At 72.4% G+C, this 24,078-nt stretch carries 17 protein-coding genes; 13 read left to right on the top strand and 4 right to left on the bottom strand.

The genetic code is table 11. The annotated features are described in order from the left end of the window. The first annotated feature begins 52 nt into the window (after window positions 1-52). Entirely contained in the window at window positions 53-4,966 is a 4,914-nt protein-coding gene (locus AC1DUE_RS19025) for an ExeM/NucH family extracellular endonuclease (protein ID WP_477040978.1), read from the top strand. 58 nt (window positions 4,967-5,024) lie between these two features. On the opposite strand, the gene AC1DUE_RS19020 is transcribed toward AC1DUE_RS19025, so the two are convergent. Beyond that, window positions 5,025-6,311: a TrpB-like pyridoxal phosphate-dependent enzyme gene (locus AC1DUE_RS19020; RefSeq protein ID WP_477040977.1), complete on the bottom strand. Its 1,287-nt coding sequence runs from the start codon at window positions 6,309-6,311 to the stop codon at window positions 5,025-5,027. 268 nt (window positions 6,312-6,579) lie between these two features. Here AC1DUE_RS19020 and AC1DUE_RS19015 point away from each other — a divergent pair, with 268 nt between their 5' ends. Beyond that, window positions 6,580-9,663, top strand: a complete 3,084-nt coding sequence (locus AC1DUE_RS19015) for a P-loop NTPase fold protein (RefSeq protein ID WP_477040976.1) — start codon at window positions 6,580-6,582, stop codon at window positions 9,661-9,663. A 24-nt stretch (window positions 9,664-9,687) separates the two neighbouring features. Here the strand turns inward: AC1DUE_RS19015 and AC1DUE_RS19010 are convergent, their stop codons facing one another. From AC1DUE_RS19010 to AC1DUE_RS19000, 3 genes are read right to left on the bottom strand one after another with little or no spacing between them, the layout of a single operon-like run. Further along, window positions 9,688-10,254 (bottom strand): dienelactone hydrolase family protein, encoded by a 567-nt coding sequence (locus AC1DUE_RS19010; RefSeq protein ID WP_477040975.1) that lies wholly within the window; start codon window positions 10,252-10,254, stop codon window positions 9,688-9,690. Between the two features lie 33 nt (window positions 10,255-10,287). Further along, on the bottom strand, window positions 10,288-11,016 hold the full coding sequence (locus AC1DUE_RS19005) for a DsbA family oxidoreductase (RefSeq protein ID WP_477040974.1): 729 nt from the start codon (window positions 11,014-11,016) through the stop codon (window positions 10,288-10,290). Continuing rightward, complete coding sequence (locus tag AC1DUE_RS19000) at window positions 11,013-11,996, bottom strand: quinone oxidoreductase family protein (protein WP_477040973.1); 984 nt, start codon at window positions 11,994-11,996, stop codon at window positions 11,013-11,015. Before AC1DUE_RS19000 ends, AC1DUE_RS19005 begins: the two co-directional genes overlap by 4 nt. Before the next feature lie 83 nt (window positions 11,997-12,079). Between AC1DUE_RS19000 and argC the strand changes: the two genes are divergently transcribed. From argC to tyrS, 11 genes are read left to right on the top strand one after another with little or no spacing between them, the layout of a single operon-like run. Further along, window positions 12,080-13,144, top strand: coding sequence for an N-acetyl-gamma-glutamyl-phosphate reductase (argC, locus tag AC1DUE_RS18995; protein ID WP_477040972.1), 1,065 nt, complete (start codon window positions 12,080-12,082; stop codon window positions 13,142-13,144). Further along, window positions 13,141-14,355, top strand: a complete 1,215-nt coding sequence (argJ, locus tag AC1DUE_RS18990; protein ID WP_477040971.1) for a bifunctional glutamate N-acetyltransferase/amino-acid acetyltransferase ArgJ — start codon at window positions 13,141-13,143, stop codon at window positions 14,353-14,355. The genes argC and argJ overlap by 4 nt, the downstream gene beginning before the upstream one ends. Continuing rightward, on the top strand, window positions 14,352-15,311 hold the full coding sequence (argB, locus tag AC1DUE_RS18985) for an acetylglutamate kinase (RefSeq protein WP_477040970.1): 960 nt from the start codon (window positions 14,352-14,354) through the stop codon (window positions 15,309-15,311). Before argJ ends, argB begins: the two co-directional genes overlap by 4 nt. Further along, window positions 15,308-16,582, top strand: a complete 1,275-nt coding sequence (locus AC1DUE_RS18980) for an acetylornithine transaminase (RefSeq protein ID WP_477040969.1) — start codon at window positions 15,308-15,310, stop codon at window positions 16,580-16,582. Before argB ends, AC1DUE_RS18980 begins: the two co-directional genes overlap by 4 nt. Further along, window positions 16,579-17,511: an ornithine carbamoyltransferase gene (argF, locus tag AC1DUE_RS18975; protein WP_477040968.1), complete on the top strand. Its 933-nt coding sequence runs from the start codon at window positions 16,579-16,581 to the stop codon at window positions 17,509-17,511. Before AC1DUE_RS18980 ends, argF begins: the two co-directional genes overlap by 4 nt. Further along, the gene (locus AC1DUE_RS18970) at window positions 17,508-18,059 is read left to right on the top strand and encodes an arginine repressor (protein ID WP_477040967.1); all 552 of its coding nucleotides are present in this window, start codon (window positions 17,508-17,510) and stop codon (window positions 18,057-18,059) included. The genes argF and AC1DUE_RS18970 overlap by 4 nt, the downstream gene beginning before the upstream one ends. Window positions 18,060-18,091: 32 nt before the next feature. After that, window positions 18,092-19,330 (top strand): argininosuccinate synthase, encoded by a 1,239-nt coding sequence (locus AC1DUE_RS18965; protein WP_477040966.1) that lies wholly within the window; start codon window positions 18,092-18,094, stop codon window positions 19,328-19,330. Further along, the gene (gene argH / locus AC1DUE_RS18960) at window positions 19,323-20,774 is read left to right on the top strand and encodes an argininosuccinate lyase (RefSeq protein WP_477040965.1); all 1,452 of its coding nucleotides are present in this window, start codon (window positions 19,323-19,325) and stop codon (window positions 20,772-20,774) included. The genes AC1DUE_RS18965 and argH overlap by 8 nt, the downstream gene beginning before the upstream one ends. 5 nt (window positions 20,775-20,779) lie before the next feature. Continuing rightward, window positions 20,780-21,379 (top strand): nucleoside/nucleotide kinase family protein, encoded by a 600-nt coding sequence (locus AC1DUE_RS18955; protein WP_477040964.1) that lies wholly within the window; start codon window positions 20,780-20,782, stop codon window positions 21,377-21,379. Continuing rightward, a complete protein-coding gene (locus tag AC1DUE_RS18950) occupies window positions 21,376-22,083 on the top strand; it encodes a DNA-3-methyladenine glycosylase (RefSeq protein ID WP_477040963.1) in 708 nt (235 codons plus the stop codon). The genes AC1DUE_RS18955 and AC1DUE_RS18950 overlap by 4 nt, the downstream gene beginning before the upstream one ends. 58 nt (window positions 22,084-22,141) lie before the next feature. Further along, window positions 22,142-23,404: a tyrosine--tRNA ligase gene (gene tyrS / locus AC1DUE_RS18945; RefSeq protein WP_477040962.1), complete on the top strand. Its 1,263-nt coding sequence runs from the start codon at window positions 22,142-22,144 to the stop codon at window positions 23,402-23,404. The last annotated feature ends 674 nt before the right edge of the window (window positions 23,405-24,078 follow it).

The following is a 24,078-nucleotide window of genomic DNA, read 5'->3' as shown; positions in this document are numbered from 1 at the left end:
GCCGCGGTCGGCGCCCGAGCCGCCGAGATCCTCGACGAAGGAGACGTCCGACGTGCGCCCACCGCTGTTGAAGTCATTCACCGGGGGCGTAGCCGCTCTCGCCCTCGCCGTCACAGGGACGGTGGTCGGGCTCTCGACCGCAGCATCTGCGGCCTCGCCGACCGTCGTCGTGAACGAGGTCTACGGCGGTGGAGGCAACTCCGGTGGGGCGTTCGACCAGGACTTCATCGAGCTGGCCAACCGCTCGGACGCAGCGATCGACGTGACCGGCTGGAGCGTCGAGTACGGCGCGGCGACCAACTCCACCTGGACCGGGTCCACGACGCTCACGGGCACGATCCCGGCCCACGGGTACTTCCTCGTCGGCGAGGGGCCCGGCACCAACCTCGCGCTCCCGGACCTGCCCACCGTCGACTCGACGGGCAACATCCTGATCTCGGGGACCCAGGGTCGGGTCCAGGTCCTGAACGCCGAGCACGTCGTCCTCGACCTGGTCGGCTGGGGCGCCGCCTCCGCCTACGAGGGGTCCGCCCCGGCATCCGCGACGACGAACCCGACCTCGGTCTCCCGCGACGCGGCGTCCACGGACACCGACCAGAACGCGACGGACTTCACGGTCGGGGCGCCGACCCCGCAGAACACCGCCTTCGTGCCCACCGACCCCGGCGGCACCGTCGACGCCACCATCGCCGAGATCCAGGGCACCGGCGCGACGTCCCCGCTGGTCGGGCAGACGGTGCGCACGGACGGCGTCGTCACGGCGGCGTACCCGGACGGCGGTCTGAGCGGCTACGTGATCCAGACGCCGTGGACCGGGGGCGACGCCGCGCGGACCGCGTCGGACGCGATCTTCGTCTTCTCGTCGGCGACCGTCGCGACGGTGTCGATCGGTGACCACGTGCAGGTCACGGGCCCGGTGAGCGAGTACGAGGGACTGACGGAGATCACCGTCGCCACGGCCGACGGCCTGGCGGAACTGCCCGCGGCGGATCCGGTGGTCCCGGTCTCGGCCGCCTGGCCGACCACCGACGCGGCCCGCGAGGTGCTCGAGTCGATGCTCTACACGCCGACAGGCGCCCTGACCGTCTCCAACACCTTCACGACGAACCAGTACGGCGAGGTCGGCCTGGCCACGGGTACGACGCCGCTGCTGCAGACGACCGAGGTCGCCCGCCCGGGGACTCCCGAGGCCGCGGCGGTCGCCGCCGACAACGCCGCCCGTCGCGTGACCCTCGACGACGGCCGCTCGACGAACTTCCTCTCGGCCGCCAACACCGGCCTCACCCCGCCGTACATCTCGCTGACCGACCCCCTGCGCGTCGGCGCGTCGGCCACGATCAGCGCACCGGTCGTCGTCGACTTCCGCAACAACCTCTGGAAGCTGAACCCGACCACGCCCGGGCCTGCGCCCGTGACGTTCGAGAACGACCGCACCGCGGCCCCGGAGGCCGTCGGCGGCGACCTGACCGTCGCGTCGTTCAACGTGCTCAACTACTTCACGACGCTGGGCGCGACGACCGCCGGCTGCACCTCGTTCAAGGACCGCACCGGCGACCCGGTCACGGTCAACTCGGGCTGCGCGCCGCGCGGTGCCTGGGACCCGGACGACCTGCAGCGCCAGCAGGACAAGATCGTCTCGGCGATCAACGGGCTGGACGCGGACGTCGTCGGCCTCCTGGAGATCGAGAACTCGGCGGTCGTCGACGGCGTCGCGGACGAGGCCGTCGGCACGCTGGTCGCCGCGCTCAACGCCGCGGCCGGCAGCACCGTCTGGGCGTTCGTCCCGTCGTCGGCCGAGCTGCCGCCGGTCGCGGACATGGACGTGATCTCGAACGCGATCATCTACCGGGTCGCGGCCGTCGAGCCCACGGGCCCCTCGCACGCACTGGGCACGCTCAGCTCGGGCAACGCGGCCTTCGGGAACGCCCGTGAGCCGATCGCCCAGACGTTCACCCCGGTCGGCGGGGGCGAGCCGTTCCTCGTCGTCGTGAACCACTTCAAGTCCAAGGGCTCCGCGGGCCCGCTGCCCGGTGACGCCGACGCCGGTGACGGGCAGGGTGCGTCCAACGCGTCCCGCGTCGCCCAGGCGACCGCACTGCGCGACTGGGTCCCGACGATCCAGGGCGACACCCAGTCGGTCGCGCTCGTCGGCGACTTCAACTCGTACACCAAGGAGGACCCGCTCCAGGTCCTGTACGACGCCGGCTACACCGACGCGGCCTCGGCGCTCGCGCCCGGCCAGTACTCGTACTCGTTCGACGGCACCTCCGGCTCGCTCGACCACGTGCTGCTCAACGGCCCGGCCCTGACCCGGGCCACCGGCGCGGACATCTGGGAGATCAACGCCGAGGAGTCCATCGCCCTCGAGTACGACCGGTACAACTACCACGGCACGCTCTTCTACGCGCCGGACCAGTACCGCTCGTCCGACCACGACCCGGTGCTCGTCGGCCTGTCCGACGGGGCGACCAGCGACGAGCCGGTCAACCTCACCCTGCTCGACATCAACGACTTCCACGGCCGCATCGACACCAACACGGTGAAGTTCGCGGGGACGGTCGAGAAGGAGAAGGCCGCCGCGATCGCAGCCGGGGGACCGGTCGCGTTCGTCTCGGCGGGCGACAACGTCAGCGCCTCGCTGTACGCGTCCGCGGTGCAGCAGGACCAGCCGACGATCGACGTGCTCAACGCGCTGCAGCTCAACGCCTCGGCGGTGGGCAACCACGAGTTCGACAAGGGCTTCGCCGACCTCAAGGACCGCATCATCGCGGGCGGCACCAACGCCAAGTGGGACTACCTCGGGGCGAACGTCTACCTCAAGGGCACCACGACGCCGGCTCTCGACGAGTACGCGATCATCGACATGGCCGGCGTCAAGGTGGGCGTGATCGGTGCCGTGACGGCCGAGACCCCGACGCTGGTCAGCCCCGGCGGCATCACCCAGATCGACGTGGGCGACCCGGTCCAGGCGATCAACCGCGTGGCCGCGCAGCTCAGCGACGGCAACGAGGCCAACGGCGAGGCCGACGTCCTCGTCGCCAGCTACCACGAGGGCGCGGGCGCCGGTACACCGGACGGCGCCACGCTCGAGCAGGAGGTCGCCGCCGGCGGCGCGTTCGCGGAGATCGTGAACGAGACCTCGCCCGAGGTGGACGCCATCTTCACCGGCCACACCCACAAGCAGTACGCGTGGGAGGCGCCGGTCCCCGGTGAGGCGGGCAAGACGCGGCCGATCCTGCAGACCGGCAGCTACGGGGAGTTCATCGGCAAGATCGTGCTGACGTTCGACCCGGCCTCCGACGAGGTCACGGCGCACACGCAGACCAACGTGCCGCGCACGACGACCGCCGACGCCGACCTGGTCGCCGCCTACCCGCGGGTGGCCCAGGTCAAGTCGATCGTCGACGCGGCCCTGGCCTACGCCGACACCACCGGCTCGGTGCCCGTGGGGTCCGTCACGGCGGACATCACGACGGCGTACTCGGGCGGCACGTACGGCCCGAACGGGTACACGGGCTCCGGCCCGCTGCCGTCCACGGGTCGCGACGACCGGGCGAGCGAGTCGTCCCTCGGCGACCTCGTCGCCAACGCCCTGCGGGAGACGCTCGCCCCGGAGAACCTCGGTGGCGCGCAGATCGGCGTCGTGAACCCCGGGGGCCTGCGCAACGAGCTGTACTACGCGCCGGACGGCGTCATCACGACGGCCGACGCGAACGGCGTCCTGCCGTTCGTGAACAACCTCTGGACCACGACGCTCACGGGCGCCCAGGTCAAGACGATGCTGGAGCAGCAGTGGCAGACCGACGCCAACGGCAACGTGCCGTCGTCGCGGCCCTACCTGCAGCTCGGCCTGTCCGACAACGTGACGTACACCTACGACGCCGCGGCGCCGCAGGGCTCGCACATCACCTCGGTCACCGTCGACGGCGTCCCGCTGGACCCCGCGGCCGGCTACCGGATCGGCACGTTCTCGTTCCTCACCACGGGCGGCGACAACTTCCGCGTCGTGGCGCAGGGCGCGGACGCACGCGACTCCGGCCTGATCGACCGCGACGGCTGGATCGCGTACCTGCAGGCGCACCCGGGCCTCTCGCCCGACTTCGCCCGGCAGGCGGTCGGCGTGCCGACCGTGCCGTCCACGGTCACCGCCGGTGACGTGCTCACGTTCCCGGTCACCAAGCTCGACCTGACGAGCCTCGGCGCACCCCTGAACACGAGCCTCGACGTGCGGCTCGACGGCACGTCCATCGGCACGGCGACCGTCAGCGCGGGCAACGCGAACGTGTCGGTGACCGTCCCGGCCTCCACGCCGGCCGGTCCGCACACGCTCACCCTCGTGGCCGCACCCAGCGGCACGACGGTGACGCTGCCGCTCACGGTCGAGGCGGGCATCCCGTCCTCGACCACGACGCTCACCGCGTCACCGGCGAGCCAGGTGTTCGGGTCGTCGACCCGGGTGCTGCTCACGGCGACCGTCACGGCGGCCGTGCCCGTGACCGGGAACGTGGAGTTCGTCTCCGGCGCCACCGTGCTGGCGACCGTCCCGCTCTCGGGCGGAACGGCGACCTACCGGCTGCCGGCGACGACGCCGGCGGGCAGCTACTCGGTCGTCGCCAGGTTCGCCGGCGACGCAGGCGTGCAGGGGTCGCAGTCCGCGCCCGTGCCGGTGGAGGTCGCGCAGGTCACCACGACGACCTCGCTCAGCGCGACGCCCGGGTTCCTGTTCATCCCGTCGATCCTGCTGGTGAACGTCGGGCAGGACAACGGACGGCTGCCGTCCGGCAAGGTGCAGATCAAGGAGGGCGCCACGGTGATCCGGACGCTCGACGTGGTGCTCGGGGTCGCGATCGGGACGGTCCCGTCGGGCACCACCGGGTTGCACACCTACACCGCGACGTTCGTCCCGAACGACACGGCGAACGTCAAGCCCAGCACGAGCGCGCCGGTGACGGTCCGCACGCGCTGACGCACGCAGACGACGMGGGGGCCTCCGCCGGAGGCCCCCTCGTCGTGCTCCCCGGACCTCAGACGAAGTCGTGGTACGCGGGCAGGTCGAGCACACCGTTGCCGGAGAGCCCGATGACGATCGTCTCCGCCTCGGTCGCCTGCCGCGCGTACGCGATCGCACCGGCCACCGCGTGCGTGGACTCGGGCGCGGGGATGATCCCCTCGGCCCGCGCGAACTCGATGCCCGCCGCGAAGGCGGTCTCCTGGTCCACGGCGATCGCGGACATGAGCCCGAGCTCGACGGCGTGCGAGACCATGGGCGCCATCCCGTGGTACCGCAGGCCACCCGCGTGGATGGGCGGCGGCACGAAGTCCTTGCCGAGCGTGTGCATCTTGAGCAGAGGGGTCAGTCCCGCCACGTCGCCGAAGTCGTAGCGGTACTCGCCCTGCGTGAGGGACGGGCACGCGGCCGGCTCGCAGGCGACCACCCGGGTGCTCGTGCCCTCGCGCAGGTTCCGGCCGAGGAACGGGAAGCTGAGGCCGCCGAGGTTCGACCCGCCGCCCGCGCACCCGAACACGATGTCGGCGGCGTCGCCGATCTCGTCGAGCTGGGCGAGCGCCTCCTGCCCGATCACCGACTGGTGCAGCAGCACGTGGTTGAGCACGCTGCCGAGCGCGTAGTGCGCGCCGGGGTTGGTGGCCGCCGCCTCGACCGCCTCGCTGATCGCCATGCCGAGCGAGCCCGTGGTCTCCGGGTCGGCGGCCAGCATCGCCCGGCCGGCGTTGGTGAGGTCCGACGGCGACGGGTGGCAGATGCTGCCGTACGTCTCCATCTGCATGCGGCGATAGGGCTTGGAGTCGTAGGACGCCCGCACCTGCCACACCTCGCACGTCAGCCCGAGCAGCGCGGCGGCGAACGAGAGCGCCGCACCCCACTGGCCGGCACCGGTCTCGGTGGTGAGCTTCGTGATGCCCTCGGCGGCGTTGTAGTACGCCTGCGCGACCGCGGTGTTCGCCTTGTGCGACCCGACGGGGCTGACGCCCTCGTACTTGTAGTAGATCTTCGCCGGCGTGCCCAGCGCGCGCTCGAGCCGTAGGGCGCGCACGAGCGGGGACGGCCGCCACAGCGCGTAGATCTCACGCACGGGTTCCGGGATCTCGACCCAGCGCTCGGTGCTGACCTCCTGCATGATCAGCGCCATCGGGAACAGCGGGGTCAGGTCGTCGGGGGTCAGCGGCTGCTGCGTGCCGGGATGCAGCGCCGGGGGGCACGGGGACGGCAGGTCTGCTGCAAGGTTGTACCAGTGGGTCGGGACGGTCGAGGGAACGGTCACGCCGAGGGTGTCGAGCAGCGATGCGGTCATCACAGTCCTCCGGGTGGGCACGCCCACCTGGGCGTGCGTCTCTGTGCGTGTGGAGTCGGGCGGACGCACCCCTGGGGCCGGAGGACCGGCGCCATCGAGCGGTCCAGCCGCAGCGTAGCCCCGGAGCGCGCCACCGGTCCGGGGCGTCCGCCGTGTATCTGGCTGCCACGGTGCTGGCCCTTCGAGTGAGGACCGTGCTTGTCTCAGGAGAGACGTCGCCGGCCGTCCGAGGCAACCGCGCACGTCGGGGTAGCGAGGTGTGAAGCTCATGGCCGAAGCCGTGTCCGCCCAGGTCGTCGTCCAGCTGGGCGACGCCGCACACGTACGTGCCGACCTGTTCGTCGTCCCCTCCACGACGCAAGGCGGGTTCGGCGAGCCGTGGCGGGCGGTCGTGACGCGGCTCGGCGTCCGTGGGCCGGGCCAGATCGAGCCCGGCGGCGTGGAGCTGGTCAAGGTGCCGACCGCCGCGCCCCCGGTGCGCTACCTCGGGTTCGCGGCGACGGTGGACCGCGGTCAACCCTCGGTGCCCTCGATGATCGAGCAGATCGGTCGCCGGCTCGGCGAGCTGACGAGGACGGACCCGACGCTCCTCGACCTGGCGACCCCCTCGCTCGGAACGGGGGTCGGCAAGCTCGACCCTCGGGCGTCGTTCGCGGCGCTGGCGAACGGGTTCGTCAGCACCGCGCAGCCCGCGGCGCGGCTCCGGATCGTCGAGATCGACCCGGCGAAAGCCTCCGTGCTCTCCGAAGAGCTGTCGCGCTGGACCGCCGCCCGTCGCAGCGACGCCGACAGCTCCGGTTCGATCTCGTCCGGCGTCGATCCCAGCAGCGCAGATCCCGACGAGGGCGACGCGCTGCACTGGCACGACCTGACGGGCGGGGCGCAGGACGCGATCTCCTACGCCGAGGGGATCCGACGGCGGGTCGGGTCGTCCCACGTGCACATGGAACAGCTCGTCATCGCACTGCACCGGGCTGCGGACGACACCACGCGCGCGAGGCTCGGTCGGGTCGACGCGCAGGAGCTCGCAGCCGTCGCCGCCTCGTTCGGTCACGGTGACATCCCCGCCGACGTCACGTGGGGGCCGCTGGACGCGCTGCCGCAGCTCTCGCGGCACGTCGAGGCTGCGCTCGCCGGGGCGCGACGATCCGGACGACCCGTCACCTCCGCCGGCCTGCTCGACGCCGCTCTGGCGATCGAGGAGTGCAGCTTCATCGCCGCCCTGCGGGCGCGGATCGGCGGCCGGGGTGCGCTGCTGGCCAACCCGGCAGCGGACACGGTGCCGGACCAGAACGTCGGCCAGGCCGACCGGCTCGACCTGAGCCGCGAGGTCGAGATGCTGGCGACGGTGGCGCTGGACGAGCACACGCCGCTCCCGCTGGCCGTCGGGCTCTTCGGCGAGTGGGGCAGCGGGAAGAGCTTCTTCATGGCCATGCTGCGGGAGCGGCTGGGGGTCCTCTCGGCGCTGGCCCGCGAGGGACGGCCGGAGGCGGCGCCGTTCTGCAAGAACATCCGGCAGATCCAGTTCAACGCCTGGCACTACGTCGACGGCAACCTGTGGGCGAGTCTCGCGGCGACCATCTTCGACGGTCTGGTCGACAGTCCGCTGGACGAGGTCAAGCGCACCAAGGCGGACAAGCTCGGGCAGGCGACGCAGGCCGCGATCGTGGCCGAGGACGCCGTCCTCGAGGCCGAGCGGGAGCTGCGGAGCGCGCAGGTGATCGCGGGCAGGGCGTCGACGATCGCGCGATCGGCTGTTCCCGCCGCGGTCGACGCCGTCCGGAACGTCGCCGACCTGGAACATCGGCTCCAAGACTTCGGCCGGTCGGACCACGTCGACCTGCCGACCGAGCGCCTCGTGGGCGCCGTGGAGTCCACGTCGACCTTCCTCGAAGAGCTCGACGTCTTCCGCAGGCTCGTCCGCGGCGAGCTCGCCACGCGGCGTCGCCGCGCGACCCTCATCTGGCTCGCGGCCGTCGTCGTGCTCGTCGGCGCCGTCGTCGCGGTCGGGCAGCTGGGGTGGTGGGGGAACGTCCTGACGGTCGTCGTCGGTCTGCTGTCCGTGCTCACGCCGGCCCTCGTCGGCGCGTCCCACATCCTGCGCCTGGCCCGGTCGGCGCGGGAGAGACGCGAGGAGCCGGTCGTCGCGGCCGAGGAGAAGCTCGCGCTCGCGCGCCGCGACCGCGACCTCGCCGCCGAGGAGGTCACCGCGCGGATGGAGGACCTGGCGCGGCTGCGGAACCGAGGACAGCGGCTGCACGACCTCGTCAGCTCGGCGCGGTCGGAGTACGGCGCCAAGCTGAGCATGATGTCGCAGCTGCGCAAGGACTTCGAGCAGCTCACGTGGCTGCTGCAGAACGAGAGCGTCCTGCCGGACAGCACCCAGGCCGGTCCGCCGCCCGAGCAGCTCCGGGCCGCCGCGGCGCGCGTGAGCAACGAGGGCTCCGGACAACCGGGGGACTCGCTCGACGTCGACCGGATCGTGCTCTACATCGACGACCTCGACCGGTGCCCGGCCGAGGAGGTGGTCAAGGTCCTGCAGGCGGTCAACCTCCTGCTCACCTTCAAGCTCTTCGTCGTCGTCATCGGGGTGGACGGCCGCTGGCTCGAGGCGTCGCTGAGGGCCTGCTACGACAAGCTCCTGGAGAGCCCGCGCGACTACCTGGAGAAGATCATCCAGCTGCCGTTCGTGCTCAGGCCGATGTCGCCGGACGGCTACTCGGCGCTGGTGGCCTCGCTGACCCCGGCGATCTCGTCGACCGACGGCCTTGCGGCCCGGACGGGAGCCGCCCAGGACGCGCCGGCGCTCGACGGAGACCAGGCGGGCGACGACGAGCCGACGCCCATGCCCGGCCCTGCCGTCGCCGACCCCGGACCGGTGAGCGGGATCGAGGTGGCGATGCCGAAGCCGGAGTCGCTGAACATCTCGAGCGAGGAACGACTGCTTCTCGGACAGATCGGCGCCCTCATCACGACGCCGCGGGCGACCAAACGGCTCGTGAACACCTATCGGATGCTCCGGGTCTGCGCCGGCGACGACGACGCGGACCGCTTCAGCCCGAAGGGCGGAGGCGAGTACCGGGCCGTCATCGTGCTCCTCGCGCTGCAGATCGGCTGCCCGGGCGCAGCGAACGCCGTGTTCGGCAGCATCGTGGCAGCCGGCCCGACCGCGAAGGTCTGGACGCTTCTCCAGGCGAACGGCGACGCGAGCGACGTGGTCCGTCGCATGGAGAAGCTGCAGCCGGTGGTCGACGCCTCCTCCATCGAGGCCTATCAGCGATGGGTCCCGCTGGTGTCCCGCTTCACCTACCAGCTGGGGTCGGTGATCGCCCCGACGGCGAGCTCGGTGTGACGCGCACGCACGACGGACCGGCGCTCACTCCAGGAACGCGAGCACCCGTGCGGTCAGCTCCTCCGAGGCCGCCCGGTCGTACGCGGGGAGGCTGCTGTCCACGAACAGGTGCTGGTCGCCCGGGTAGAGGAACAGCTCTGCGCCCTCCACCGAGTCCACCAGCGCGCGGGCCGCATCGAGGTCGCCCTCGTCGACGAAGATCGGGTCCGCGTCCTTGCCGTGCACCTGGACCGGCACTCCGTCCGGCCAGCTGCCGAACTCGGAGACGGGCAGGCACGACGCGACGAACACCGCTCCGGCGGCACCGGGTCGGGTCTGGGCGAGCTGCTGGGCGGCCATCACGCCGAGCGACAGCCCGATGTAGACGGTGTCGTCGGGCAGACCCTCGGCGGCGCTCACGCCGCGCTGCATGACGGTCCCGAAGCCGACCGACCCCGCGTAGGCGAGGCCGGACTCGAGGTCGTCGAACGTGTGCCCGTCGTAGACGTCGGGCGTGTGCACGGTGTGGCCGGCGGCACGCAGGGCGTCGGCGAACGCGACGACCCCGGGTGTCAGGCCCTGGGCGTGGTGCAGGAGCAGGACGTTTGTCATGCTCCGATCATGGCGCGAGGGTCCGACACCCGCTCAGATCGCGCAGGAGTCGTCCACGCACGCCTCGGCGGCGGGCGCGAGGGTGGCCAGCGGGTTCGCCGACTTCCAGCCCTCCTCGAGCAGCTGCGTGAACACGTCCGCCGGCTGCGCGCCCGAGACACCGAGACGTCGGTCGACCACGAAGAACGGCACCCCGGTGACGCCGATCGCGCGCGCCTCGGCCTCGTCGCGGCGCACGTCGTCGGCGTGGTCGCCGCCGGCGAGGACGGCCCGGGCCTGGTCCGCGTCGAGCCCGGCCTCGCTGACGACCCGCACGAGCGTCTCGTCGTCGCCCAGGTCGGCGCCGTGCTCGAAGTGTGCGGAGTACAGGGCCTCCAGGACGCGGTCGCCGAGGCCCACGGTCGTCGCCAGGTGCACCAGGCGGTGCCCGTCGAACGTGTTGAAGGACAGGGTCCGGTCGAAGTCGTACGCGAGCCCTTCCCCGGCGGCCACGGCCGTGACCTGCGCGAACATGCGCTCGACCTGCGGGCGCGGGATGCCCTTGTGCTCGGCGAGCGCGTCGATCTCGGGCCGGCCCGGGCCGGTCGGCGTGTCGGGCGAGAGCTCGAACGCGCGCCAGGTCACCTGGACGTCGTCGCGGAACGGGAAGTCCGCGAGAGCCGTCTCGAAGCGCTTCTTGCCGATGTAGCACCACGGGCACGCGATGTCCGACCAGATCTCGACGGTCAGCGTGCGGGTCTGGTTGAGCAGGGGAACAGTCACGGGAGGAGCAGGACCTTTCCGGTCGTGGAGCGCGACTCGAGCGCGCGGTGGGCCTCGGCCGCATCGGCCAGGGGGTAGGTGGCGCCGATGCGCACGTCCAGCGTGCCGGCGAGCACGGCGTCGAACAGCTCGCCGGCCCGCCAGACCAGCTCCTCGCGCGTCGCCGTGTAGTCGCCGAGCGTGGGCCGGGTCAGGAACAGGGACCCCAGGTTGTTGAGCCGCTGCGGGTCGAACAGCGGAGCAGGGCCGGATGACGAACCGAAGAGGGCGAGCGTGCCTCGGCGGCGCAGCGACGCGAGCGAGGCCTCGAACGTGTCCTTGCCGACGGAGTCGAACACGACGTGCACGCCGCGTCCGTCAGTGAGGCCCCGCACCTCGGCGGGCAGGTCGCGCGTCAGGTCGTCGAGCTCGCGGTAGCGGATGACCTCGGCGGCACCCGCCTCGCGCGCGAGCCGTTCCTTGTCGGGGGTGCCGACCGTCGCGATGACGCGTGCACCCCGGGCGGACGCCAGCTGGGTCAACAGCAGCCCGACCCCGCCGGCCGCCGCGTGCACGAGGACCTCGTGCTCGTCGGTGAGCGGGAAGACGGACGTCACGAGGTAGTGCGCGGTCAGACCCTGGAGCAGGACGGCGGCCGCGACCTGCAGGTCGAGCCCGGCGGGGACCGTCAGCAGCGCGGACTCCTTCACGCGCACGAGCTCGGCGTAGGAGCCGGGCCCGGACGTCCAGGCGACCCGGTCGCCCACGGCGAACCCGGTCACGTCGTCACCGGTCGCGACGACGGTGCCCGCACCCTCCGAGCCGGGGACGTGCGGGTACGGCGCCGCGTACAGCCCGGAACGGCGGTAGGTGTCGATGAAGTTGACGCCGGTCGCGGCGACCCGGACGACGACCTCGTCGGCCTCCGGCGTCGGGTCGGGAAGGTCGACGAGCTCGAGGACGTCGGGTCCGCCCGCGGCGGAGGCGTGGATGGCGCGCACGTTGGGGCAACGCGACGGCGACGCGCGATCTTCCCGACGAACGGCTTTCGTATCTTCGTACATCGCCGTGTATGTTCATGCACATGACGTTCACGGTCGCGGTCGCAGGCGCCAGCGGGTACGCCGGCGGCGAGATGCTGCGGGTGCTGCTCGCCCATCCCGAGGCGCGGATCGGCACGCTCACCGCCCACTCCAACGCGGGCACCCTCCTCGGCGCGCACCAGCCGCATCTGCGCTCGCTGGCCGACCGGTTGCTGGAGCCGACGGGGGTCGACGCCCTCGAGGGGCACGACGTCGTCGTCCTGGCGCTCCCGCACGGGGCCAGCGGCGCCGTCGCGGCCGAGCTGGCCGCCCGGGGGGACCGCGCGATCGTCGTCGACCTCGGTGCCGACCACCGGCTCGTGGACGCGGCCGACTGGGAGGCCTACTACGGCAGCGCGCACGCCGGCACCTGGCCGTACGGGCTGCCCGAGCTGCTGCAGGCGGGGGAGCGCACCGCGTCGGCGCAGCGCGCCACGCTGAAGGCCGCGACCAGGATCGCCGTCCCCGGCTGCAACGTCACCGCCGTGAGCCTGGGGCTCCAGCCCGGGATCGCCGCCGGCCTGATCGAGCCGACGGACCTCGTCGCGGTCCTGGCCAACGGGTACTCCGGCGCCGGCAAGTCCCTCAAGACACACCTGCTCGCGAGCGAGGCGCTCGGCTCCGCACAGCCCTACGCGGTCGGCGGAACGCACCGGCACATCCCGGAGATCGGCCAGAACCTGCGCTCGGCGGGCGCGTCGGACGTCACCATCTCGTTCACGCCGACGCTCGTGCCCATGGCGCGCGGGATCCTGGCGACCGCCACGGCCCGCCTCGTCCCGGGGACCGACCCCTCGACCGTGCGGGCCGCCTGGGAGCAGACCTACGCCGACGAGCACTTCGTGCACCTGCTGCCCGAGGGCCAGTGGCCGACGACCGCCGCGACGCTCGGCGCGAACACCGCGCTCGTGCAGGTCGCGGTCGACGAGCGGGCCGGCCGGGTCGTCACCGTCACCGCGATCGACAACCTGGTCAAGGGCACCGCCGGTGGCGCCCTGCAGTCGCTGAACCTCGCGCTCGGGCTCCCCGAGACGCTCGGCCTTCCACTGGACGGAGTTGCCCCATGAGTGTCGAGACGGTCGACGCGCTCGCCCAGCCCTCCCCGGGCGTCACCGCCGCCGCGGGCTTCCAGGCCTCGGGCGTCGTCGCGGGCCTGAAGTCCTCCGGTCGTCCGGACCTCGCGCTCGTCGTCAACGAGGGTCCGTCCCAGGTGGCGGCCGCGGTCTTCACGACGAACCGGGTGGTCGGCGCGCCGGTCGTCTGGTCGCGTCAGGCGGTCTCGGACGGCGTGGTCAGCGCGGTGATCCTCAACTCCGGCGGCGCCAACGTGTGCACCGGCCCGGACGGCTTCCTCGACGTGCACCGCACGGCCGAGAAGGTGGGTGCGGTCCTCGAGATCTCGCCCGGCGACGTCGTCGTGTGCTCGACCGGCCTGATCGGCGAGCCGCTGCCCATCGGCAAGGTGCTCGCAGGCGTCGACACCGCCGTCTCGCACCTGTCGCGCACGGGCGGGTACGACGCGGCCGTGGCGATCATGACCACCGACTCCGTCCCGAAGACCGCGCACCTGACGATCGAGGGCGACCGCGGCGTGTGGACCGTCGGCGGGATGGCCAAGGGCGCAGGCATGCTCGCACCCGGCCTCGCGACGATGCTCTGCGTGATCACGACGGACGCGGTCGTGGACGCCGAGACCGCCGAGGCCGCGCTGCGGACCGCGACGAGCCAGACGTTCGACCGCATCGACTCCGACGGCTGCATGTCCACGTCCGACACGGTGACGCTCCTGGTCTCCGGCGCGAGCCGCGCGGTGCCGGACCCGGCCGGGTTCACGGCCGCCCTGACCCAGGTGTGCGCGGAGCTGGCGCGGGCGCTGATCGCCGACGCCGAGGGCGCGTCGCACGACATCGCGGTGACCGTGATGGGCGCCTCGACCGAGGCCGCGGGGCTCGCCGTGGCACGGGCCGTCACCCGGTCCAACCTGTTCAAGGCCGCCATGTTCGGCAACGACCCGAACTGGGGCCGCGTGCTCGCGCAGGTCGGCACCGTGCCCGAGAGCGTCGCGCCGTACGACCCCGACCAGCTGGACGTCACGATCAACGGGGTCCAGGTGTGCAAGGCGGGCGGCGCGTACCGGCCGCGGACGGAGGTCGACCTGGCCGCGAACCGCGAGGTGCACGTGCTCATCGACCTGCACGCCGGGCCCGAGGTGGTCACCGTCTGGACCAACGACCTCACGCACGACTACGTCCACGAGAACAGCGCGTACTCGACATGACCGACGACTTCGTCTTCAACACCCGCACCGACCTGCGTCCCGAGCAGAAGGCGGAGGTGCTCATCGAGGCGCTCCCGTGGCTGCAGAAGTTCGCGGGCGCCCTCGTCGTCGTCAAGTACGGCGGCAACGCCATGATCGACGAGGACCTCAAGCGTGCGTTCGCCCAGGACATGGTGTTCCTGCGGCAGGTCGGCCTGCGCCCGGTCGTGGTGCACGGCGGGGGACCGCAGATCAACACCATGCTCGACCGGCTCGGCATCGAGTCGGAGTTCCGCGGGGGGCTGCGCGTCACCACGCCCGAGGCGATGGACGTCGTGCGGATGGTGCTCACCGGCCAGGTCTCGCGCGAGCTCGTCGGGCTGCTCAACGCCCACGGCCCGCACGCGGTCGGCCTGTCCGGCGAGGACGGCGGCCTGTTCCAGGCGCGTCGCCGCTCGGTGGTCGTCGACGGCGAGCCCGTCGACGTCGGCCTCGTCGGCGACGTCGTCCAGGTCAACCCGAGCGCCGTGCTCGACCTGCTCGACGCGGGCCGGATCCCCGTCGTCTCGACCGTCGCGCCCGACCTCGACGACCCGACGCAGGTGCTCAACGTCAACGCGGACACCGCGGCCGCGGCGCTCGCGGTCGCGCTCGGTGCGCGCAAGCTCATCGTGCTCACGGACGTCGAGGGCCTCTACACGAGCTGGCCGGACAAGGGTTCGCTCGTGCGTCGTCTCAGCGCCGCCGAGCTCGCCGTCATCCTCCCGAGCCTCGACGCCGGCATGCGGCCCAAGATGGAGGCCTGCTGGCGCGCCGTCGAGGGCGGCGTCGGCCGGGCACACGTCATCGACGGCCGCGAGCCGCACTCGATCCTGGTCGAGATCTTCACCTCGGAGGGCATCGGCACCATGGTGCTTCCCGACGAGGAGCCGGCGGACGCCCCGTTCACGGCGCCGATCCCGGTGGTGGCATCATGACCGACCTGCAGCGCGCCCGGCACCGGGCCGACGCCACCCCCGACGCGACGCTTCCCGTCCCGGCCGTCGACGGTTCGGTCGCCGACTGGACCGACCGCTACACGCACGCGGTCATGGACACGTTCGGTGCCCCGCAGCGGGTGCTCGTGCGCGGCGAGGGCCCGTACGTCTGGGACGCCGACGGGACGCGCTACCTCGACCTGCTCGCCGGGATCGCGGTGAACTCGCTCGGCCACGCCCACCCGACGCTCACGGCCGCGATCAGCGCCCAGCTCGGCACGCTCGGGCACGTCTCCAACTTCTTCGGCAGCCCGACGCAGATCGCGTTCGCGGAGCGCCTGATCGCGCTCGCGGGCGCGCCGCACGGCTCGCACGTCTTCCTGACCAACTCGGGCACAGAGGCCAACGAGGCGGCGTTCAAGCTGGCCCGCCGGACGGGCCGGCCACGCATCCTCGCGCTCGAGGGCTCGTTCCACGGGCGGTCGATGGGCGCGCTCGCCCTGACCCACAAGGCCGCCTACCGGGAGCCGTTCGAGCCCCTGCCCGGCGGCGTCGAGTTCGTCCCGTTCGGCGACTCCGAGGCGCTCGAGGCGGCCTTCGCGACGGCCGGCGACCAGGTCGCCGCGCTCGTCGTCGAGCCCATCCAGGGGGAGGCCGGCGTCGTGCCGCTGCCGCCCGGCTACCTCGCGCTGGCCCGCCGGCTGACGTCGGAGAACGGCGCCCTGCTGATCCTCGACGAGGTGCAGACCGGCATGGGCCGCACGGGCGCATGGATGGCGCACCACCACCCGCACATCGGGGGCGGGATCGTGCCCGACGCCGTCACCGTGGCCAAGGGGCTCGGCGGTGGCTTCCCGGTCGGCGCGCTCGTCGCGTTCGGCCCCGAGACGTCGGCGCTGCTCGGCCGCGGCCAGCACGGCTCGACTTTCGGCGGGAACCCGGTCGCGTCCGCGGCGGGCCTGGCGACCATCGGCGTCATCGAGCGCGACGGCCTGCTCGAGCACGTCAGCGGCCTGGGGGAGCGGCTCCGCGCCCGCCTCGCCGCCACCGGCAACCCGCTGGTCGTCGGGGTCCGGGGCGAGGGCCTGCTCATCGGCATCGAGCTCGCCGGACCGGTCGCGGCGCAGGTGGCGACCGAGGCGCTGACCGCTGGCTTCATCGTCAACGCCGTCAACCCGACGGCGATCCGGCTCGCGCCGCCGTTCATCCTGACCGACGAGCAGGCGGGCCAGTTCGTGGACTTCCTCGCGGGGCTCGAGGTGTCGTCGTGACCCGCTCCTTCCTGCGCGACGACGACCTGACGCCCGCCGAGCAGCGGGACGTCCTGCGGCTCGCGCTCGCGTTCCGCGACGACCACTTCCTGCGCACCCCGCTCGCGGGACCCCAGCCGGTGGCGGTCATCTTCGACAAGCCGACGCTGCGCACGCAGGTGTCGTTCACGGCCGGGATCGCCGAGCTGGGCGGCTTCCCGCTCAGCGTCGACGGCAACCTCGCCAAGATCGGGGAGCGGGAGTCGATCGCCGACACCGCGCGGGTCCTGGGGCGGCAGGTCGCCGCGATCGTCTGGCGCACGCACGCGCAGGAGCGGCTCGACCAGATGGCCGCGCTGTCGGGCGTGCCCGTCGTCAACGCGCTGACCGACGAGTTCCACCCGTGCCAGATCCTGGCCGACCTCATGACGATCGCGCAGCACCGCGGGGGAGTCGGCGGGCTGCCGGGCCAGACGCTCGCGTACGTCGGCGACGGGGCGAACAACATGGCGCACTCGTACCTGCTGGGCGGCGCGACGGCGGGCCTGCACGTGCGCGTCGGGACGCCCCTCGGCTTCCTGCCGGATCCGGCGATCCTCGCCGACGCGGCAGCGATCGCTGCTGCCACCGGTGGCTCCGTGCAGGTCACGCACGACCTCGCCGAGGCCGTGACCGGCGCGGACGTCGTCGCGACGGACACCTGGGTGTCGATGGGGCAGGAGTCCGAGGCCGCTCTGCGGGAGACGCCGTTCGTCCCGTACCGCGTCGACTCGGCCGCGATGGCGCTGGCCGCGCCCGACGCGATCGTCCTGCACTGCCTGCCCGCGTACCGCGGCAAGGAGATCACCGCCGAGGTGCTCGACGGACCGCAGTCGGTGGTCTGGGACGAGGCCGAGAACCGCCTGCACGCGCAGAAGGCGCTGCTGACCTGGCTGCTGGAGCAGGCATGAGCGTCACGTCGTCGGTCCCGCACACCAAGGCGGCGCGCCACGCGCTGGTCACGTCGCTGCTGACCCGCGGGCTGGTGCACTCGCAGCAGCAGCTGGCCGAGCTGCTCGCGGCCGAGGGCGTCTCGGTCACGCAGGCGACGCTGAGCCGCGACCTCGTCGAGCTGCGGGCCGTGAGGATCCGCACGCCTTCCGGGGCCCTCGCGTACGCGGTGCCTGTCGAGGGCGGCGGTCGCACCACGCCTTCCACGGGTCCCGACGAGGAGATGCTGGCCTCCCGGCTCGCGCGCCTGTGCGCCGAGCTCCTGGTCACGGCCGAGGCGTCCGGCAACCTCGTCGTCCTGCGCACGCCCCCCGGAGCTGCACAGTTCCTCGCCTCCGCGATCGACCACTCGATCCTGCCCGCCGTGCTGGGCACGATCGCCGGCGACGACACGGTGCTCGTGATCGCCCGCGAGGGCGACACCGGCGCGGCCCTCGCCGCCCGCTTCCTGGCCCTGGCCACCGATGCCCGACCGGACGCCGCCCCTCGCGCGCGCCCGGCAGACTGACCCTGAAGAACACCCCGAGAAGAGAGACTTTCATGACTGAGCGCGTCGTCCTCGCCTACTCCGGCGGCCTGGACACCTCCGTGGGCATCGGCTGGATCGCCGAGGCGACCGGCGCCGAGGTGATCGCGGTCGCGGTCGACGTCGGCCAGGGTGGCGAGGACCTCGACGTCATCCGTCAGCGCGCGCTGGACTGCGGCGCGGTCGAGGCCTACGTGGCCGACGCCCGCGACGAGTTCGCCGACGAGTACTGCATGCCGGCCCTCAAGGCCAACGCGCTCTACCTCGACCGCTACCCGCTGGTCTCGGCGCTGTCCCGCCCGGTCATCGTCAAGCACCTGGTCCGGGCCGCCCGCCAGTTCGGCGCGACGACGGTCGCCCACGGCTGCACCGGCAAGGGCAACGACCAGGTCCGCTTCGAGGTCGGCATCACGTCGCTGGCGCCCGACCTGACCTGCCTCGCGCCCGTGCGCGACCTCGCGCTGACCCGCGACAAGGCCATCGAGTTCGCCACCCGCAACGCGCTGCCCATCGAGACGACGAAGCACAACCCGTTCTCGATCGACCAGAACGTCTGGGGTCGTGCGGTGGAGACCGGCTTCCTCGAGGACATCTGGAACGGCCCGACCAAGGACGTCTACACGTACACGGACGACCCGACGTTCCCGCCGGTGGCCGACGAGGTCATCATCACGTTCGAGGCCGGCGTGCCGGTCGCGCTCGACGGCGTCCCGGTGACGCCGCTGCAGGCCATCCAGGAGATGAACCGCCGTGCGGGCGCCCAGGGCGTCGGCCGGATCGACATCGTCGAGGACCGGCTCGTCGGCATCAAGTCGCGCGAGGTCTACGAGGCGCCGGGCGCGATCGCGCTCATCGCCGCGCACCAGGAGCTGGAGAACGTCACCGTCGAGCGCGAGCAGGCCCGGTTCAAGCGCGGCGTCGAGCAGCGCTGGACCGAGCTGGTCTACGACGGCCAGTGGTTCTCCCCGCTGAAGAAGTCGCTCGACGTGTTCGTCGACGACACCCAGCGCTACGTCTCCGGCGACGTGCGGCTCGTCCTGCACGGCGGCCGCGCCACGGTCACGGGTCGTCGCTCCGACGCGAGCCTCTACGACTTCAACCTGGCCACCTACGACACCGGCGACACGTTCGACCAGGCCGCGGCCAAGGGCTTCATCGAGATCTACGGCCTGAGCTCCAAGCTCGCCGCGGCGCGCGACGTGCGCTTCGGCAACGGCGTGGACCTCGGCTCGCAGGGCGGGATCCGTGCCTGACGAGGTGGCGCCGCCGCGTGCGGGTCAGGTCTCGACCCCGTCCGCGGCCCTCTGGGGCGGCCGGTTCGCCGGCGGCCCGTCGGCGGCCCTGCAGGCGCTGTCGCAGTCGACGCACTTCGACTGGCGGCTCGCCCAGCACGACATCGCCGGCTCGGTCGCGCACGCGCGCGTCCTGCACGGTGCCGGCCTGCTGACCGACGACGAGCTCGCGGGGATGACCGACGCCCTCGAGCGCCTGGCGGTGGACGTCCGCAACGGCGACTTCCTGCCGGTGATCGCCGACGAGGACGTGCACACCGCTCTCGAGCGCGGCCTGATCGACCGCGCCGGCGCCGACCTGGGCGGCAAGCTGCGCGCCGGACGCTCACGCAACGACCAGATCGCCACGCTGGTGCGGATGTACCTGCGCGAGCAGGCGCGTCTCGTCGGCGGCCTGCTGCTGGACGTCGCCGACGCGCTCGCCGACCAGGCCGTGGCCGCGGGCGACGCCCCGATGCCCGGTCGTACGCACCTGCAGCACGCGCAGCCGGTGCTCCTGGCCCACCACCTGCTCGCCCACGTCTGGCCGCTCCTGCGCGACGTCGAGCGCTGGCAGGACTGGGACGCCCGCGCGGCGCGCTCGCCCTACGGCTCCGGTGCGCTCGCGGGCTCGTCGCTGGGCCTGGACCCTGCCGCGGTGGCCGCGGACCTCGGGTTCGACGGGCCGGTCGAGAACTCGATCGACGGCACGGCGTCGCGCGACGTCGTCGCCGAGTTCGCCTTCGTCGCCGCGATGGCCGCCGTGGACATCTCGCGGCTCGCCGAGGAGGTCATCCTCTGGGCGACCAAGGAGTTCGGCTTCGTCAAGCTGCACGACGCCTACTCCACGGGGTCGAGCATCATGCCGCAGAAGAAGAACCCCGACATCGCCGAGCTCGCGCGCGGCAAGGCGGGACGTCTCGTCGGCGACCTGACCGGGCTGCTCACCACGCTCAAGGGCCTCCCGCTCGCGTACAACCGCGACCTGCAGGAGGACAAGGAGCCGGTCTTCGACCAGATCGACCAGCTCACGATCCTGCTGCCGGCGTTCGCGGGCATGGTCGCGACGCTGGAGTTCGACACGGACCGGCTGGCCTCCCTCGCACCGCAGGGCTTCTCGCTCGCGACCGACATCGCGGAGTGGCTGGTCCGCAACGGCGTGCCGTTCCGGGTGGCGCACGAGGTCGCCGGGGCGTGCGTCCGGGCCTGCGAGGAGCACCAGCCGCCGATCGAGCTCTGGGACCTCACGGACGACGAGCTCGCGGCGATCTCCGAGCACCTGACCCCCGAGGTCCGCTCCGTGCTGACGGTCGAGGGCTCCCTGGCCTCGCGGTCCGCCGTGGGTGGCACGGCTCCGGTCCGGGTGGCCGAGCAGCTGGTCCGCGCCCGCGCCCGCGCCGCCGAGCTGCGGACCTGGACCGCCTGAGCCCGATGAGCCTCGCCGCACGCGCCCTGGCGGCCGAGCCCCGCTGCGGGCGCGTCCGGCTCGTGGCGATCGACGGTCCCGCGGGATCGGGCAAGACGACGACGTCGTCCCGCATCGCCCGGGACGCCGCCGACCTCGGTGCCTCGGCGGTCGTCGTCCATCTCGACGACCTCTACGAGGGTTGGTCCGGCCTCGAGGGCTCCCTGTGGCCGCGCCTGTCCGCACAGGTCCTCGAACCGCTCCGACGAGGCCTGCCCGGCCGGTTCCAGCGCTACGACTGGCCGTCCGGCGCCTTCGCCGACTGGGTCGACGTCCCGGTTCCCGACCTCCTCGTGCTCGAGGGCTGCGGTTCCGCGCGACGAGCCGTCGACGCCTTCGCCGTCCTCCGGGTCTGGGTGGAGGCGCCCGCGTCGCTGCGCCTGGAGCGCGGGCTCGCCCGGGACGGCGACGACGCGCGCGAGCACTGGCTCGCGTGGATGGACGGGGAGGCCGCGCACTTCGCCCGAGAGGCGACCAGGGAGCGGGCCGACGTCCGGCTGGACGCGTTCGGTGCGGTGGTCTCCGAGGACGGCAGCCCGGCGCCGTACGGCAAGATGGGCGTGTGAGCACGACGCCCGCGAACCGACCCGAGCCGCCGGACGCCTCCGACCCGCGCGCGTTCCTCGTCGTGCCGGCGCGTGTCTGGTACGCCCGCGAGGTGCACGCCGTGGCCCGTGACCTGCTCGGGGCCTACCTGACGTCGCGCTCGCCGGAGGGTGACGTCACGCTCCGGATCACCGAGGTCGAGGCCTACGCCGGCGCCGAGGACCCGGGCTCGCACGCGTACCGGGGCCGCACGTCGCGCAACGCGGTCATGTTCGCGGAGCCGGGCCGGCTCTACGTCTACCGGCACCTGGGTCTGCACCACTGCCTGAACATCGTCGCCGAACCGACCGGGAGCCCGGCCGCCGTCCTGCTGCGCGCGGGGGAGATCGTCGACGGCGTCGACCTGGCGTGGCGCCGACGCGAGTCGGTCGGTGTCGTCGACTCCGAGCGGCAGCTGGCCCGCGGCCCCGCCCGCCTGGCCGTCGCGCTCGGGCTCGACATGCGCGCCAACGGCGCCGACGTGAGCGAGGCCGGCGGCGACATCGTGCTGCACCGTCAGCAGGTGGTCTCCCTGCCCACGCACAAGTCCGGTCCGCGCGTCGGCGTCTCGGGCTCCGGCGGCGAGGGCAACCGGTTCCCCTGGCGCTACTGGCTGACCGACGAGCGCACCGTCTCCGCCTATCGGCCGGCGTATCGGCCGCCGACGTCGGTAGACGCCCCCTGAGGGCGACGACGTCGGCTCGTCGATGCCGCCCGCCGCTCTCACACCCTTGGAGACCTTCATGATTCACGTGCTCGACGACCTCGAGTGGCGCGGGCTGATCGCCCAGACCACCGACCTCGACGCCCTCCGGTCCGCGCTGTCCGACGGTCCGGTGTCGCTGTACTGCGGTTTCGACCCCACCGCGCCGAGCCTGCACATCGGCAACCTGGTCCAGATCCTCACCGTGCGACGGCTGCAGGACGCCGGCCACGTGCCGTTCGCCCTCGTCGGCGGTGCGACGGGCCTGATCGGCGACCCGAAGATGGCGGGGGAGCGCACGCTCAACGACCCGGCCCTCGTGTCCGGCTGGGTCGAGCGCATCCGCAAGCAGATCGAGCCGCTGCTGCGGTTCGACGGCCCGAACGCCGCGACGATGGTCAACAACCTCGACTGGACCGCGCCCCTGTCGGCGATCGACTTCCTGCGCGACGTCGGCAAGCACTACCGCCTGGGCACCATGCTGGCGAAGGACACGGTGGCGCGACGCCTGAACAGCGACGCCGGGATCAGCTTCACCGAGTTCAGCTACCAGATCCTGCAGGGGATGGACTTCCTCGAGCTGTACCGCCGGCACGGGATCAGCCTGCAGACCGGTGGCAACGACCAGTGGGGCAACCTGCTGTCCGGGGTCGAGCTCATCCGCAAGGCCGAGGGTGTCGCCGCCCACGCCCTGGCCACGCCGCTGATCACCAAGGCGGACGGCACCAAGTTCGGGAAGACCGAGACCGGCACCGTCTGGCTCGACCCCGAGATGACGTCGCCGTACGCGTTCTTCCAGTTCTGGCTGAACGCCGAGGACGCCAACGTCGTGAACTACCTCTCGGTCTTCACGTTCCTGTCGCGCGAGCGCATCGACGAGCTTGCCGCCGCGGTGGCTGCCGCACCGGCGGCCCGGGAGGCCCAGCGCACGCTCGCGTACGAGGTCACGTCCCTCGTGCACGGTACGGACGCGGCCGACCAGGTCGTCGCGGCGAGCCAGGCACTCTTCGGCCGGGGATCTCTGGGAGACCTGTCGCTCGCGACGCTCACCGCTGCCGTGGCCGAGCTGCCGTCGGCGCCGGGGAAGGCCGGCGACCCCGTCGCGGACCTGCTCGCCGCGACCGGCGTGGTGGCCAGCAAGGGCGCCGCCCGTCGGGCCATCGCCGAGGGTGGCGCCTCGGTCAACAACGTCCGCGTGGCGGCCGAGGACGCCGTCCTGACCGACGACGACCTGCTGCACGGGCGGTTCGCCGTCCTGCGCCGTGGCAAGCGCACGCTCGCGGTGGTCGACGCCCAGGCGTGACCGCCGCCCGCGACGAGGGCCCGCGAGCCGGTCTCGCGGGCCTTTTGCGCGCCTGACCTGCGTGTTTGCCCGGTGGGAGCACCCTGGTGACCGGCGTCACCGCGGAGCGATTGGACACCCGCCGCAACACGCGCGTAATGTTCTCGATGTCGCCCGAGAGGGAGGAACGGACACCGCGGATCGAACCACGGTGGCTGGTCCCCAAGGGTGGCCACCCCTCGAACGATCTTCACGGCGCTTCGTGCGCCCTGAACTCGTCTGAGGGACGGGCTCCAGGCCCGCAGGAGCTGCCCGAGAGGGTGGCGCAATGCGGCCGAAGAGCCAGGTAAGATTCAGAACGACAAAGCCTCTCGGACGGGTCGAAAGATCCGGAGGAGATGCGCGTCTGTTCCTTGAGAACTCAACAGTGTGCCAAATAGTCGATGCCATATGGCTTGCTATCTGAGATGTTCTGGGCCGGTGGTCTGGGGTGTTGATGGTGGTGGGTCTTGGTTGAGATGGGTGTCGTTCTTCTACCTCCGTGGGAGGCGATGCCACATACAGCCGAATCTGATTGGTTCGCCGGGTTGAACCGGTGGGACCGTTTCGTTTTGTCGGTTGCTTCAGCGCTTTGGTGTTGGGGTGCCATGTAGACATTTACGGAGAGTTTGATTCTGGCTCAGGACGAACGCTGG

Source organism: Cellulomonas sp. P4_A2, assembly GCF_056402515.1.
This window is presented reverse-complemented; position numbering and strand designations above follow the sequence as displayed.

Coding starts and splice junctions, on each gene's coding strand:
- AC1DUE_RS19020 (WP_477040977.1), bottom strand. CDS start 6,311: ATGACCGCATCGCTGCTCGACACCCTCGGCGTGACCGTTCCCTCGACC.
- AC1DUE_RS19015 (WP_477040976.1), top strand. CDS start 6,580: ATGGCCGAAGCCGTGTCCGCCCAGGTCGTCGTCCAGCTGGGCGACGCC.
- AC1DUE_RS19010 (WP_477040975.1), bottom strand. CDS start 10,254: ATGACAAACGTCCTGCTCCTGCACCACGCCCAGGGCCTGACACCCGGG.
- argC (WP_477040972.1), top strand. CDS start 12,080: ATGACGTTCACGGTCGCGGTCGCAGGCGCCAGCGGGTACGCCGGCGGC.
- argJ (WP_477040971.1), top strand. CDS start 13,141: ATGAGTGTCGAGACGGTCGACGCGCTCGCCCAGCCCTCCCCGGGCGTC.
- argB (WP_477040970.1), top strand. CDS start 14,352: ATGACCGACGACTTCGTCTTCAACACCCGCACCGACCTGCGTCCCGAG.
- AC1DUE_RS18980 (WP_477040969.1), top strand. CDS start 15,308: ATGACCGACCTGCAGCGCGCCCGGCACCGGGCCGACGCCACCCCCGAC.
- AC1DUE_RS18970 (WP_477040967.1), top strand. CDS start 17,508: ATGAGCGTCACGTCGTCGGTCCCGCACACCAAGGCGGCGCGCCACGCG.
- AC1DUE_RS18965 (WP_477040966.1), top strand. CDS start 18,092: ATGACTGAGCGCGTCGTCCTCGCCTACTCCGGCGGCCTGGACACCTCC.
- AC1DUE_RS18955 (WP_477040964.1), top strand. CDS start 20,780: ATGAGCCTCGCCGCACGCGCCCTGGCGGCCGAGCCCCGCTGCGGGCGC.
- tyrS (WP_477040962.1), top strand. CDS start 22,142: ATGATTCACGTGCTCGACGACCTCGAGTGGCGCGGGCTGATCGCCCAG.